General features: G+C 42.7%; 11 protein-coding genes. 1 reads left to right on the top strand and 10 read right to left on the bottom strand.

Annotated features, from left to right (window positions below):
• Window positions 1–172 precede the first annotated feature (172 nt).
• The 9 genes from meaB to N9I19_RS17165 form a co-directional block, all read right to left on the bottom strand.
• Complete coding sequence (gene meaB / locus N9I19_RS17125) at window positions 173–1,300, bottom strand: methylmalonyl Co-A mutase-associated GTPase MeaB (RefSeq protein ID WP_125160623.1); 1,128 nt, start codon at window positions 1,298–1,300, stop codon at window positions 173–175.
• On the bottom strand, window positions 1,300–3,492 hold the full coding sequence (gene scpA, locus N9I19_RS17130) for a methylmalonyl-CoA mutase (protein WP_317778490.1): 2,193 nt from the start codon (window positions 3,490–3,492) through the stop codon (window positions 1,300–1,302). Before scpA ends, meaB begins: the two co-directional genes overlap by 1 nt.
• 1 nt (window position 3,493) lies before the next feature.
• Window positions 3,494–5,371: a methylmalonyl-CoA mutase family protein gene (locus N9I19_RS17135; protein WP_317778491.1), complete on the bottom strand. Its 1,878-nt coding sequence runs from the start codon at window positions 5,369–5,371 to the stop codon at window positions 3,494–3,496.
• A 346-nt stretch (window positions 5,372–5,717) separates the two neighbouring features.
• Window positions 5,718–7,004 (bottom strand): dihydrolipoamide acetyltransferase family protein, encoded by a 1,287-nt coding sequence (locus N9I19_RS17140; protein WP_317778492.1) that lies wholly within the window; start codon window positions 7,002–7,004, stop codon window positions 5,718–5,720.
• A gap of 26 nt (window positions 7,005–7,030) precedes the next feature.
• Window positions 7,031–8,014, bottom strand: a complete 984-nt coding sequence (locus N9I19_RS17145; RefSeq protein WP_061463982.1) for an alpha-ketoacid dehydrogenase subunit beta — start codon at window positions 8,012–8,014, stop codon at window positions 7,031–7,033.
• 12 nt (window positions 8,015–8,026) lie between these two features.
• On the bottom strand, window positions 8,027–9,022 hold the full coding sequence (locus tag N9I19_RS17150; protein WP_061463983.1) for a thiamine pyrophosphate-dependent dehydrogenase E1 component subunit alpha: 996 nt from the start codon (window positions 9,020–9,022) through the stop codon (window positions 8,027–8,029).
• Window positions 9,023–9,045: 23 nt separating this feature from the next.
• A complete protein-coding gene (gene lpdA / locus N9I19_RS17155; protein WP_125160628.1) occupies window positions 9,046–10,467 on the bottom strand; it encodes a dihydrolipoyl dehydrogenase in 1,422 nt (473 codons plus the stop codon).
• A 128-nt stretch (window positions 10,468–10,595) separates the two neighbouring features.
• Window positions 10,596–11,693 (bottom strand): branched-chain amino acid dehydrogenase, encoded by a 1,098-nt coding sequence (gene bcd, locus N9I19_RS17160; protein WP_061463985.1) that lies wholly within the window; start codon window positions 11,691–11,693, stop codon window positions 10,596–10,598.
• Between the two features lie 371 nt (window positions 11,694–12,064).
• Window positions 12,065–14,122 (bottom strand): sigma-54 interaction domain-containing protein, encoded by a 2,058-nt coding sequence (locus N9I19_RS17165; protein WP_284470252.1) that lies wholly within the window; start codon window positions 14,120–14,122, stop codon window positions 12,065–12,067.
• Window positions 14,123–14,325: 203 nt separating this feature from the next.
• Here N9I19_RS17165 and N9I19_RS17170 point away from each other — a divergent pair, with 203 nt between their 5' ends.
• On the top strand, window positions 14,326–14,562 hold the full coding sequence (locus N9I19_RS17170) for a DUF2627 domain-containing protein (protein ID WP_061463986.1): 237 nt from the start codon (window positions 14,326–14,328) through the stop codon (window positions 14,560–14,562).
• Between the two features lie 73 nt (window positions 14,563–14,635).
• On the opposite strand, the gene N9I19_RS17175 is transcribed toward N9I19_RS17170, so the two are convergent.
• On the bottom strand, window positions 14,636–14,937 hold a 302-nt coding region (locus tag N9I19_RS17175; protein WP_317778493.1), incomplete at its 5' end, for an IS3 family transposase.

The raw sequence follows: 14,937 nt of genomic DNA on the forward strand, positions 1-14,937 counted from the left end.
TCATAACAATTGCCACTTCGTGATTCAATAAATTTACCTGCTAAAGGTGGATAAAGGGATCCGAAACATGTTTAAAACGAAAAGGAAGCGGGAACCATGTGTGTAACAACAAGAAAACTTCTTACAAAGGGATGGGGTATGAGAAACAATTCAAGCCCCACCCCTTTCCTGTTTAATTTGACTTAAACGTATCAGTAAAAAATTGAAAGACTTGCTTAACAGCAGTGGTGACCGTTTTATTCCCTGACATCACTTCATTCTCCAGAATAGGGAGAAGACCTTTGACGGTTTCATTTTTATAGAACATCGTTTTAAGCTGGTGATCCATTAATGAATAAAGCCATTCCTTAGATTGCATTCTTCTCCGTTCTTGAAAAACACCAGATTCCTTGGTCATAGCGGAAAATTCATTCAATACATCCCAAAGCTCTGGAATTCCTTTACCGGTTATGGCAGAACAAGTATATGCCTTTCCTGCCCATCCCTTTGTTGCCGGCTGAAGGAAGTGCAAGATTCTACTATATTCGGACTTTGTCCTAATCGCCAACGGAATGTTCTCCCCGTCCGCTTTATTGACCACAATTCCGTCCACAAGTTCCATGATCCCTTTTTTCATCCCCTGTAATTCATCCCCGGCACCGGTTAGGACAAGGAGCATGAAGAAGTCGACCATACTTCGTACTATAGCTTCACTCTGGCCGACACCAACAGTTTCTATCAGGATGACATCAAATCCTGCCGCTTCACAAAGCAACATCGTTTCCCTTGTTTTGCGGTGAACTCCTCCTAAGGTGCCTTCGGATGGTGAGGGCCTTATGAAGGCACGGGGGTTTCTTGCCAGCTCCTCCATCCTCGTCTTATCACCTAGGATACTTCCCCCGTTGATAGAAGAGCTTGGGTCGACGGCTAGAACAGCAACCTTATGGCCCCTGGCACATAAGTAGGATCCAAACGTCTCGATAAACGAGCTTTTCCCTGCACCTGGCACTCCGGAAATCCCGATTCGAATCGAGTTCCCTGTATGAGAAAGGATGGAATGTAATAATTCCTGTGCAGGATCGAAGTGGTGGGGTGCATTGCTTTCAATCAGTGTAATCCCTTTAGCAAGATTGGCCCTATCCCCTTTTATGATTCCCTCTTTAAGTTCATGGATCGGTATGCTTACATTTTGTTTTTTGACGAATTTGCTTTTTGAAGCTTTGTTATGACTGGCTGCTAATTCTACACCTGGCTTTAATGAAGAAGCAAAACCTTCCTGATTGTTAAGATCGACCCATTCCGGCTTCTTGTCTTCACTCATTATTGGACCACTTCCTCATATCCGAGGCGATTGTATATTTCCTGAAGCACTTTTTTCGCTGCCTGTGGAATGACTGTACCAGGTCCAAAAATGGCTGAAGCGCCATTTTCCATTAAGTAATCATAATCCTGTGCAGGGATGACGCCGCCGACGATCACTATGATGTCTTCACGGCCCAATTTCTTCAGTTCCGACATAAGCTGCGGCAACAATGTTTTATGACCGGCAGCAAGCGAACTCATTCCGACAACATGCACATCATTTTCCACGGCCTGTAAGGCGGTTTCTTCCGGTGTTTGGAATAATGGACCGATATCGACATCATAGCCTAAATCCGCAAACCCCGTTCCTACTACTTTAGCTCCACGATCATGACCGTCCTGACCCATTTTAGCCATTAACAAACGCGGTCTTCTTCCTTCATTTTCAAGGAACTCTTCCGTCATGCGGACGACTTCCTCAATTTCCGCTTCTTTTGAGTATGCCGAGCTATATACGCCGCTGATAGAACGGATCGTTGCTTTATGACGTCCAGCCACCTCTTCGACCGCATCGGAGATTTCACCTAGTGAAGCCCGTACTCTTGTAGCTTGCACAGCCAGTTCAAGCAGGTTACCTTCGCCTGTTCTAGCAGCCCTGGATAGTGCCTGAAGAGCTTCATCCACCTTTGCCTGATCACGCTTCGCTTTTAATTCGCCCAAACGCTTAAGCTGACTTTCACGAACTGCGGTATTATCTATCTCCAGTATTTCAATCGGATCTTCTTTTTTCAAACGATATTTATTGACGCCGACAATCGTTTCATCCTGAGAATCGATTTTAGCTTGACGCTTTGCAGCCGCTTCCTCGATCCTCATTTTTGGAAGGCCGGTTTCGATTGCCTTTGCCATTCCTCCAAGACCTTCGATTTCTTCTATGTGAGCCCAAGCCCTTTCGATTAATTCATTAGTGAGCGATTCTACATAATATGAACCCGCCCATGGATCGATTACCTTTGTGATACCGGTTTCCTCCTGCAGATAAAGCTGTGTGTTACGTGCAATGCGGGCCGAGAAATCAGTTGGCAGTGCAATGGCCTCATCCAGTGCGTTCGTATGCAAGGATTGTGTATGTCCCAGTGCGGCCGCATGAGCTTCAATCAGGGTCCTTGCGACATTATTAAACGGATCCTGCTCGGAGAGGCTCCAGCCGGAGGTTTGGGAATGAGTCCTTAATGCCATCGCTTTATTATTTTTCGGTTCGAACTGTTTCATCAGTTTTGACCAAATGAAACGAGCCGCCCTCATTTTCGCCACCTCCATGAAATAGTTCAATCCTACAGCCCAGAAGAATGACAGGCGTGGTGCAAACTTATCGATATCAATACCTGCCTTCATGCCGGTACGTGCATACTCAAGACCATCAGCCAATGTATAGGCTAGTTCGATATCCGCCGGCGCCCCCGCTTCTTGGAGATGATAACCCGAGATGGAAATGGAATTGAATTTCGGCATATATTTGGAGGTATACTCAAAAATATCAGCTATGATTTTCATGGACATTTCAGGTGGGTAGATATACGTATTCCTGACCATATATTCCTTTAAGATGTCATTTTGAATCGTGCCCGAAAGCTTATCCTGTGTAACGCCTTGTTCTTCAGCTGTCACGATATAAAAAGCCAGGATAGGTAATACTGCACCGTTCATAGTCATTGATACGGACATCTGATCCAGCGGAATCCCGTTGAAAAGGATTTTCATGTCAAGGATGGAATCAATGGCAACTCCCGCTTTCCCCACATCACCGACAACGCGTGGATGATCGGAGTCATAACCACGGTGTGTGGCTAAATCAAAGGCAACTGAGAGCCCTTTTTGCCCCATCGCCAGATTACGTCTGTAGAACGCATTGGATTCCTCAGCAGTCGAAAAACCTGCATACTGGCGTACCGTCCAAGGACGATTGACATACATCGAAGGATAGGGCCCCCTTGTAAACGGAGCGATGCCTGGGACACTTTCCATATGCTCCAATTCGCGATTATCTTCTTTAACATAAAGCGGTTTGACTTTTATTTGTTCATTGGTTTCAAACAGAAGGCTATCGATATTTTGCCCAACGGCTTTTTCGGCTTCTTTTTTCCATGCTTCTACCGTCCCTTTAATCTTAACCTTGGCAGGATTTATAGCAGAAAAATTCGGTTTTTTCATTTCAGTTCACCCCTAGCTCATGCAATAATTCCAATAAAATCGCTATTACGTTCGTTTTAACATGGATAGAATCTTTCATTCCGGCTTCACTTAGTGTGATTTCCAATTCTTCTTGCTGCTTGCCAGCCAAATAAATATTGATTTCAGGGAATTGCTTTTTAATTTCTTTAATTGTGATTGGCGCTAATTCCGCGTAGTCACCATCACTGCCGCAAACACAATAGATAGGGAAATTGGTCGAAGCTACGTAATCGACTGCTTCCTGAATGGTTTGACACCCCTTACTACCTACTGTTTCAATACCTCCTGCTGCAGCCAGACTTTTAACGAAATCTGCACGGGGTTTATAGGATTTAAGGTTTTTCAAATTAATCAAACCGATTGTTGGAGCTGTTCCATTTACATCTTTATAACTTTCACTGCGCAGTCTTATTTGTTCGAACTGAATGGATACCCGTTCCAAGGCGATTGGCGTAATGCCAACCGGCTTCTCAACTTTCATGTATGACACATGTTTATCCAGTGTCGGGGTTTTAATCTTATCAGCTGGATTCGGATATACATTCGTTCCGATGATACTATCTTTTCTGAAAGCCGCATTTTGAACTCTTCCTAGGTATACTTCAGCTATGTCTTTCTGTAGGGTGCCTTGCTTAATCAGCTCTAAAATCCCCCCGGCTTCATCGATTTCAAGGAATTTCGCCCAAGCCTTTTCAGCCAATTCATCCGTTAATTGTTCAACATACCAAGAACCGCCAGCAGGATCGACCACGGTGGTGATATTTGTTTCCTCTTTTAAAATCAAATGAGTGTTACGGGCGATTCTTTCTGAAAAATCATCAGATTCACCAGTTGGATGAGTAAATGGATGAATTTGAAGATATTGAATGCCACCGATAGCTGCAGCAAAAGCTTGGTTTGTGGTCCGAAGAATATTGACGTGCTGGTCATATAGCGTTTCTGTCAATTCGGAAGTAACAGCATGTATGGCCATTTTAAAATGATCCGGAGCTGTATCGAAGGCTTCAGCAAGACCTGCCCAAAGCCTCCTGGCAGCCCGCAGTTTGGCGATGGACATGAAGTAATTGGAATCGACTGCAAACGAAAATACTATTCTTTCGGAAACTGAAGAAATGGAAAGCCCTTGTTTTTGCCCTTCCAATAGATATTGGACGGCTGCCGATAATCCGTACGCGATTTCTTGAACGGCATTAGCTCCTCCATTATGATAGACTGCCGTATTAATCAGGACTGTCTTTAAATCCCGGCCTACCTTCTGATAATCTTGGATCGTCTTAAGCCAGTCTGCAAAATAATGATCCGTATCCTCTGGCAGCTGACCGCCAATGAGCCATTCTGCAATGGGATCTTCTGCAACTACGCCTGTCAATTGGGCATTTTGCGATTCAGCAACGGCTTTGAATTGCGGGAATAATCCTTTTTGTTTTCCCTTAAGGTCAATGAAAACCGGGATTTCCCTTAATGGGATATCTTTAAACAATTTTTCAGCCCTTGCTCCCTCAGCAAGCAAACTTGCAGGGTATGCCACGACATTTTGACCGCGCTTGAATGACACCTTCATCTTTTCATTTGCCTCTTCAGCCGTGACACCGCTTACAGGTTGAACGACCAGCCAAGGTTTTTCATAATAACCCGTTGGAAACGTTCCTCGGGTATAAGGGAAGAACCCTGGCAATTCAGCTACATTTGCCGTTGAATCCGCCGTTTCTGTATAAAGTGGATATAAAGTGATGCCCTCATATGTATTCGTTTTTAATTTTTCTATACTTTTTCCTTTTAAACTGACTTCCGCAGCTTCTTTCCACTCTTCCAAAGAAGGCTTAGGAAAGGTTATGTTTTTTACATCTTTCAGTTCCATCTGTAATCGCTTTCTTATCGTCTGCCGCCTCAATCGCCATATCCATTCTTCGGGAGAACGAACGCTCAGTCAGTTCAGATAAGAAAACCACCCTCCCATCAATTTGATCTGGATTATACTAACATTCTATCATAATTTTCTTGAAATTTAAGCCAATAGAAATTAGCAAAGGAGTTCTAAGAGAAGCTGATAGCCTTTTTCGTCTCTTTGAAATAAAGTACAGCCCTGTTCTGTGCTAGAACAGCTCTCAATAAAATAATAGCAAAAATAAAATTTTTGTCGATGTTTTTCTAAAAAGAAGTACAAAAAAAAGGAAGGAACCTACTGTCCTTCCTTTTTCTTCATTTTAGTATATGGAAGTGTTTTCTTTGGAAATCTTTTCGATGATTTCTTTAACTCTTGCGAGGAATCGTCCACATACCAGGCCGTCCAAAACACGATGATCAAGTGATAAACAGAGATTAACCATATCCCGTACTGCAATCATGTCATTTATGACCACTGGCCGTTTCACAATTGTTTCAACTTGTAAAATGGCTGCCTGTGGATAATTGATGATTCCCATGGACTGGACAGAACCGAATGAACCAGTGTTATTAACAGTGAACGTGCCACCTTGCATATCCTCTGCTTTTAACTTACCCGCCTTCACTTTGGATGCGAGTTCCTGTATCTCCCTTGCAATACCTTTGATTGATTTTTCATCTGCATTTTTTATGACCGGTACAAATAAGGCATCTTCAGTTGCAACGGCTATTGATATATTGATTTCTTTCTTTTGTATGATTTTTTCGCCTGCCCACATCGAATTGAGCTCTGGAAATTCCGTAAGGGCTTGAGCAACCGCTTTTACGAAAAAGGCAAAGTACGTTAAATTATAGCCTTCTTTTTGTTTAAAGTCGGATTTTAGATTATCACGCAACTTCACCATATTGCTTGCGTCAACTTCCACCATCGTCCAAGCATGCGGAATTTCGTGCTTACTTTTCAACATATTGGACGCAATTGCCTTACGGATGCCGGTAACAGGTATTTCCTTGTCACCAGCCGCAGTCGTAACGTTTGTTACTGGGCTGGTTTGACGATTAACTTGAGGAGCGAGCACTTCAGGAGCCGAATCGGATATTGCCGAAGGCTCATCCGCCTTAGGAAGATTCCCTGATTCAACAAGTTTCAGTAAATCTTTACGGGTGATCCGTCCCTCATTCCCCGTTCCTTTCACTTTTGAAAGATCGATTCCATGCTCCTGGGAAAGTTTTAACACTGCTGGCGAATAGCGAGCTTTCCTTGATGGTTCGGCCGCTTGCTGTACATTTCTTGTAACAGGTGCATCAACTTTTTCTACGCTATGAGAAACAGCTTGCCCTACATTATCGTTATCCGTCTTTGCCGTTTCAACTTCAATCGAGCAAATGACTTCCCCGACTGCTAACGTTTGATTCTCATCCGCTTTCAATTCCTTGATGATGCCGGTGAAGGAAGAAGGAACCTCAGCATTTACTTTATCCGTCATCACTTCAGCTAACGGGTCGTATTTCGTGACATGATCCCCAGGCTTTACAAGCCATTTACTGATGGTTCCCTCTGTGACACTTTCGCCTAGTTGAGGCATCTTCATTAATTCCATAGCCATAAATCGTTCCTCCTTCTTAACAGTCATTAATACTCAGCCAATTCCCTCATAGCTTTTTCCACCTTATCTGGATTCACCATAAAATGTTTTTCCATCGTAGGCGCATATGGCATGGCAGGTACATCAGGTCCGGCCAACCGTTTTACAGGAGCATCCAAATCAAAAAGGCAATGCTCGGCAATGATGGCTGCGACCTCACTCATAATGCTTCCTTCTTTATTGTCCTCCGTAACCAGTAAAACTTTCCCCGTTTTAGATGCCGCTTCTATGATAGCATCTTTATCTAAAGGGTAGACGGTGCGCAAGTCAAGAACATGTGCAGAGATTCCATCTGCAGCTAATTTTTCTGCTGCCTGAAGGGCAAAATGCACACAAAGGCCATAGGAGATGACAGTAATGTCTTCCCCTTCCCTTTTCACATCCGCCTTACCGATTGGAAGTACATAATCTTCAGTGGGTACCTCACCCTTGATCAAGCGATATGCGCGTTTATGTTCAAAGAAAAGCACTGGATCTTCATCGCGAATGGCAGCTTTAAGCAAACCCTTTACATCATACGGAGTGGAAGGCATCACAATTTTCAAACCCGGCTGATTGGCAAAGATTGCTTCAACCGATTGTGAATGATAAAGAGCTCCATGAATTCCTCCTCCATATGGGGCACGGATTACCATAGGACAGCTCCAGTCATTATTGGAACGGTATCTAATCTTGGCTGCCTCTGAAACAATTTGGTTAATGGCAGGCATGATGAAATCAGCAAATTGCATCTCAGCTATCGGCCGAAGCCCATACATGGCGGCTCCAATTCCCACTCCTGCAATTGCAGATTCAGCGAGCGGTGTATCGATGACCCTGGCTTCACCGAATTGGTCATATAAACCATGAGTCGCTTTAAAGACCCCACCTTTTTTTCCAACATCCTCTCCCAATACGAATACACGGGAATCACGTTCCATCTCTTCCCTCATTGCCATTGTTACAGCATCTATATAAGAAATCACTGGCATTCTATTACCCCCTTACTTTTGTGCATACACATGATTCATTGCACTTTCAGCCTTCGGATATGGAGCATTTTCAGCATAATCAGTAGCTTCGTTGACTATCTTCATGACTTCATCATTCATTTGTTTCTCAAGATCCTCATCCATGATTCCCACTTCTTTTAAATACGCTCCAAATGTCTTTATGGAATCCTTTGTTTTAGCTTCGGCCACTTCATCCGCTGTCCGGTAGCTTCTGTCATCATCATCACTTGAATGTGGAGTGAGCCTATATGAAACGGTTTCTACAAGGGAAGGCCCCTCTCCCCTTCGTGCACGGTCAGCCGCTTCTTTCACTGCAGCATACACTTCCAATGGGTCATTGCCATCCACCGTTATTCCAGGCATCCCATAGCCAATCGCCCTATCGGAAACATTTTCACACGATAGCTGTTTCTCAATAGGAACGGAAATCGCATATTTATTATTTTCACACATGAAAATGACCGGTAGCTTATGCACACCTGCAAAGTTGGCCCCTTCATGAAAATCGCCCTGATTTGATGAACCTTCCCCAAACGTTACGAATGTTACTAAATCCTTACCTTCCATCTTCCCAGCAAGGGCAATTCCAACTGCATGCGGGACCTGTGTCGTTACAGGTGACGAACCGGTGACGATTCTATTTTCCTTTTGACCAAAATGTCCAGGCATTTGACGTCCCCCGGAATTGGGATCTTCCTCTTTCGCAAAACCTGAAAGCATCAAGTCTTTTGCGGTCATTCCGAAGGTAAGAACCACACCAACATCCCGATAATAAGGCAGTACATAATCCTTTTGCCTATCCAGCGCAAAAGCTGCTCCAACCTGTGCAGCTTCTTGCCCCTGGCAGGAAATTACGAAGGGAATTTTCCCGGACCGGTTTAAAAGCCACATACGCTCATCAATCCTGCGGGACAAAAGCATTGTCCTGTACATATCTAAAACCATTTCCTCAGTTAAGCCTAATTGTTCATGACGTTTTTCTACCATCATAAAACCTCCTGACCTTATTCTTATGAATGAATGGCAAGTCCATCGATAGCAAGCGCCGCCTCGCCGATTGCTTCAGAAAGACTTGGATGTGGATGAATTGTCTTGGCTACCTCCCAAGGTGTCGCATCAAGTACTTTTGCAAGTCCAGCTTCTGAAATCATATCCGTAACATGTGGTCCGATCATATGAACGCCAAGTATATCATCCGTTTTCTTATCTGCAATGATTTTGACAAAACCATCTGCTTCCCCGAATACAAGGGCCTTACCAACTGCACGGAATGGGAATTTCCCAATTTTAAGTTCATAGCCTTCCTTGTTTGCCTGCTCTTCCGTCAAACCTACGCTGGCAGCTTCAGGGCTAGAATACACACATTTTGAAATTAGCGAATAATCCAACCGTTCTGGTTTTTGGCCTGCCATATGCTCAACGGCTGTAATACCTTCATGGGAGGCAACATGAGCCAATTGAAGACCGCCGATACAATCACCGATCGCATAGATATGTGTTTCCTTCGTTTGGAAGAATTCATTGGTTTCAATAAAGCCTTTTTCTTTCACAATTTCCGTATTTTCAAGGCCGATCCCTTCAACATTTGCTGATCTGCCCACGGAAACCAGCATTTTTTCAGCTGTGAATTCCTCTACCGATCCATTTACTTCAGCAGAAATAGTTACTGAAACATCCGTTTTCAGGGTTTCAGGCAATACCTTGGCACCTGTAACGAATTTGACGCCTTTTTTAGTTAGGAGACGAAGCATCTCACTAGAAATATCATGATCTTCAGTCGGGATGATTCTATCCGCATATTCAAGTACTGTTACTTCAACACCAAAATCATTCAGCATCGAGGCCCATTCAATTCCGATAACTCCCCCGCCTACAATAATCAATGATTTTGGCAGGCTCTCAAGCTTTAGGGCTTCATCCGATGTTAAGACCAATTCCCCATCAATTGGTAAACCTGGCAGTGTCCTTGGACGCGAACCGGTAGCTATGATAATATTCTGAGGAATAAGCATTTCATTTTCACTGCCATTATTCATTTCCACGGAAATTGTCCCAGGCATCGGTGAAAATATAGATGGACCAAGTATACGTCCTAATCCTTCATAAACGGTTATCTTCCCTTGTTTCATCAAGTGCTGAACACCTTTATAGAGTTGATCAACCACTTTATTCTTTCTTTCCTGCACCTTAAGGAAATCCAACTTTACATCCCCGGTAATAATACCGAATTCCTCGCTCTTCACTGCAGTCTGATAAACTTCTGCACTTCTTAAAAGTGCTTTTGAAGGGATACAGCCTTTATGTAGACACGTTCCGCCGAGCTTGCCTTTTTCCACGACAGCCGTTTTCAATCCTAATTGTGCAGCCCTTATTGCTGCCACATACCCACCTGTTCCTCCTCCGAGGATAACGAGGTCAAATTCTTCAGCCAAAACCACTCCTCCTCACAATTACAGATTGTCACCTTTTTACTTGCACTATGTTTATTACGTTATCCATGTTGAAAATTCCTGTGTTTATTTTAAAAAAACACAGGAATCTATAACTTGTATAACTACATTCATTTTCTTCCATTCAAGATATGCTTTTCATTTTGTAAAAATTGACTTCTTGAATTCCTCATACGAGCAATGCGCTCCTCTGCCATCCTGTCCGCTGCTTTGTAAGTTGGAATTTGATCACGTTTTGCAATCTCCATGACTCGTTCAATGGTATCATAAACCGTTTCCACTTTCTTAAGCGCTCTTTCCCGATTATACCCTAAAAGCTCATCAGCCACGTTTATGACTCCACCTGCGTTAATTACATAATCAGGAGCATATATAATACCTTTTTCATGAATTTGATCGCCATGAACAGGATCCTTCAATTGATTATTGGCTGCACCTGCAATGACTTTCGCCTTGATTTTATTGATTGTTTGATCATTTATGACAGCCCCTAATGCACAAGGAGCATAGATATCACATTCAACCCCATAAATTTCATCTGGATCCACTGCTGTCGCCCCAAAGGATTCAACTGCACGGGCCACGCTTTCTTTATTGATATCAGTCACGATCAGTTTAGCGCCCTCCTCATGAAGGTGACGGCATAAGTTATAAGCTACATTCCCGACGCCTTGGACTGCAATTACCTTGCCTTCTAAAGAATCATTGCCGAATGCTTCTTTTGCAGCAGCTTTCATACCGCGGTATACCCCATAAGCAGTTACAGGGGAAGGGTTACCTGAAGAACCGAATGCAGGGGAAATCCCAGTGACAAAATCCGTTTCCTCGTGGATGAGATCCATGTCTTCAACTGTAGTCCCTACATCTTCAGCTGTTATATAACGCCCATTCAGCCCTTGGATATACCTTCCGAACGCACGGAACATTTCTTCATTTTTATCCTTGCGCGGATCGCCGATGATGACGGTTTTTCCCCCGCCTAAATTCAAGCCGGCTGCTGCATTCTTATATGTCATTCCTTTCGAAAGCCTTAAAGCGTCTTCTATGGCATCTTCTTCAGAAGCATACGTCCACATCCTTGTGCCACCAAGTGCAGGTCCCAATGTCGTATCATGAATGGCAATAATCGCTTTCAAACCCGATTGTTTATCCTGACAGAATAGCAGTTGTTCGTAATCATACTTCTCAAGATATTTAAAAATTTCCATAAAGGAATCCTCCCTAGATGTTTTAATCGTTTGTGTCAGATATGAGGATGCTAAATTACTCCTCATTCTTACTGGTTACTACGTTCATTTTAAATAAATTCCGCTAAACACATGATATTTTTCCCATTTGGAATGGTTCCCTTGAAAAATCCATTCACTTTTAAATATGCAAATAACATGCCAATAAACTGAAAAGTGAGAGCCTTTTTAACCAAAAAAAGGAGATGCTGGTTAATAAGTTGGACAACTATAGCCTATAACAAATTTAAAAAAATTTCATGTTAGAAGTGGACTCTCACTCAAATTAAAATAAATCAGAAAATTCCGTGCAGTTTTTTTCATAGTGCGCAAATTTTAACGTGCAAAGAATTTCATAGTTCGAATTTTTCCATTTTGTAATACAGGTTTCTAACTGATATCCCCAGCGCTTTTGCTGTAAGTGTTTTATTTCCATTGTGTGTATAGATCGCTTGCTGAATGATTTCGGCTTCATACTGGTCTATTATCTCCGAGAGCGGTTTACCCGATACGTAGCCAGAAGAAGGCCTCATTAATTTCTCCTGTTTTAATGGAACCTCTTCGATAAAATCGGGAATATGCTGTATATCAATGATCGTCTCGTTCAATTTCATGAAAATGATCGCCCGTCCTAAAATATTCTCCAGTTCCCTCACATTCCCTGGCCAGTTATAGATTTGCATCTTATGTATAGCATCTGCAGTGATTCCCTCTATGCTCCGTCCATACTCCTGATTGATTTTATGAATTAAATGCTCCGCCAATTCTTTCAAATCTTCTTTTCGCTTTCGTAAAGGAGCAATGAAAATGGGCATGCGGTTCAGCCTGAAATATAAATCTTCCCTGAATGATCCGCTTGATATTGCCTGTTCAAGGTTGATATTCGTAGCTGCTATGACACGGACATTGATGGGAATCGGCTTTGTTCCCCCCACTCTGATGATTTCCCGTTCTTGTAAAACCCGTAGTAATTTTGCTTGGATGTTGGCTGGTAATTCACCAATTTCGTCCAAAAAGATACTCCCTTGATTTGCCTCTTCGAAAAAACCGACCTTTCCGCCTCTGCTTGCCCCTGTAAAGGCTCCCTCATCATAACCAAACAGTTCACTTTCAAGTAATGATTCTGAGATGGCTGCGCAATTTACACGTACGAATTTATTGAATTTCCTATCGCTCGCATTATGGATGGCGTGGGCAAACAACTCTTTTCCTGTCCCTGATTCCCCTCTCAATAAGACAGTAGCGGGTGTCCTTGCCGATAATTTCGCCTGTTCAATCGGAAGCTTCATCTCTTCGGAAGCTCCTATTATATCATCAAAGGAATATTTAGCCTGCAATGTCCGGATAATTTGTCTCGCCCGATTCAATTCGTGAGTCAATGCTTGAATTTCAGATACATCATGAATGACGCCAACACTGCCTTTCAAGCACCCGTCCACAATGATTGGAGCTACATTCACAATCACTTCCTTATGTTTTGGGCCGACACGCATATTGACACCCCGAACAGGCTTTTTTGTCTGGAGCACTTTCATATGCATACTATCACCTTCGTAAATATCGATGGAAGCCGGCTTACCAATCACTTGGTTCTTTGTTAAGCCAGTGATTCTTGTATATGCCGGATTGATCAATAGTCCCCTCCCTTGATCATCCACGACCGATATGGCTTCATCACTGGATTGAATGATTGCCTGGAGCATCGTCTGTATCTCTTTTAAATCAGTGATCTGCTCCGCCAATTGCACAGCTTCCGTTTTATTCCTAAACACGGAAAAAGCCCCTATGATTTCCTTATCGGCATTTACCAGAGGAATCCTTGTCGTTATGAGCTCCATCCCATTAGTAAGGGTGATCTCCTGATTTACTTCTTTTTTGTTCATTTCCATCACTCGAAGTAATCCAGTTGAAGGGAAGAGATCCTTGATATGTCTGCCAATCACGTCCTCGCGCTTTGTGTCAGATGCTCGTTCCGCACTATCATTGAACATGATGATGAATCCCTCATGATCAATCACCACCATCCCTTCACTGGTCGTATTCAGGATCAAATCCATTTTTGCCGAGGCATTCTCCAATTTATTTATTAAACGATTTTTCTCTTCAAACAGCTTAGTCATAATGAGGGCGACACTTCCAGGAATGAGTATCGTTTGATCATCCATATCCCTTTTTATCTTTTTATAGACGGACGGGTCTCCAGTCGTATCAAAAATGATGTCCAAATCCCAATCCAATCCCTTGCTCCAATTAGTCACTGTAGGAATCCTTCGCTCTTTTGCAGCAAGCATTCCTTCAGCCGATTCATTTGTATCAGCCATACAAACAATTGAGAATACTTCACTTTCCGAAAGGAGTTTCAACACGGTTGTCCCTCCCACTCCTCCCCCCACTATCATGACTTTTTGCATGAGCCATCCCCCTTAAATAATTACCCATTTATTATATCTATCTCTGCAATTTTTTTCATACTCCACACCTCATCTTACCATATTGGTATCCTTTAAAAAAAGCCACCAACTTCCAGTCATTTTCTAGATTCCCGAAACTTGACAAATATTTTATATCTATTATCATTTTTAAAAGATGGAATTTTCGGAAGGGATTTGACAGCATGAAACGTTTAATCGCTTTTTTGATTCTTTTTATACCCGGGGCCTTCGCTGCCTATGGCATAAAAATAATGAGGGACATGGTGTTCGGTATTTTACAGCCTCCCTATCCAGTCCTTTGGCTGCAATTTTTAATCGGACTGCTTTTAGCGATTGCCGGGATAGCCTTTATCGCAGGCTTCGTCCTTCATCGAGATCGAAAACAAAATAAGGTCCAAAGCAGGTTCAATAAATTTTAAACACTAAAAAGAAAACAAAAAAAGAAGGTGCCTGCACATAACCCTGTCAAGTAGACAATAAAAAAAGAGTATTTTAAGCTGCGGCCTTTTCTCGGTATTCAATCGGGGAAAGGCCGTTAAATTTTTCTTGGAAGCGATCAGTATTATAGAAGTCTATATACTCCTGGATGACTATATAAGCTTCCTCTGCTGTTTTTGGGCGTACCAAATATAACTTCTCTGTTTTTAAATGCGAAAAGAAACTTTCTATACACGCGTTATCATGACAATTGCCACGACGAGAGTGACTTCCTTGAAGACCGAGTTCTTTTACCTGTCTTTCGTATGATTTCGTCGTATATTGAAATCCTTGATCAGAATGGAGAAGGGCATCCT

Origin of the sequence: Peribacillus sp. CSMR9 (assembly GCF_033141925.1) — a bacterium.
GTDB lineage: Bacteria > Bacillota > Bacilli > Bacillales > DSM-1321 > Peribacillus > Peribacillus simplex_A.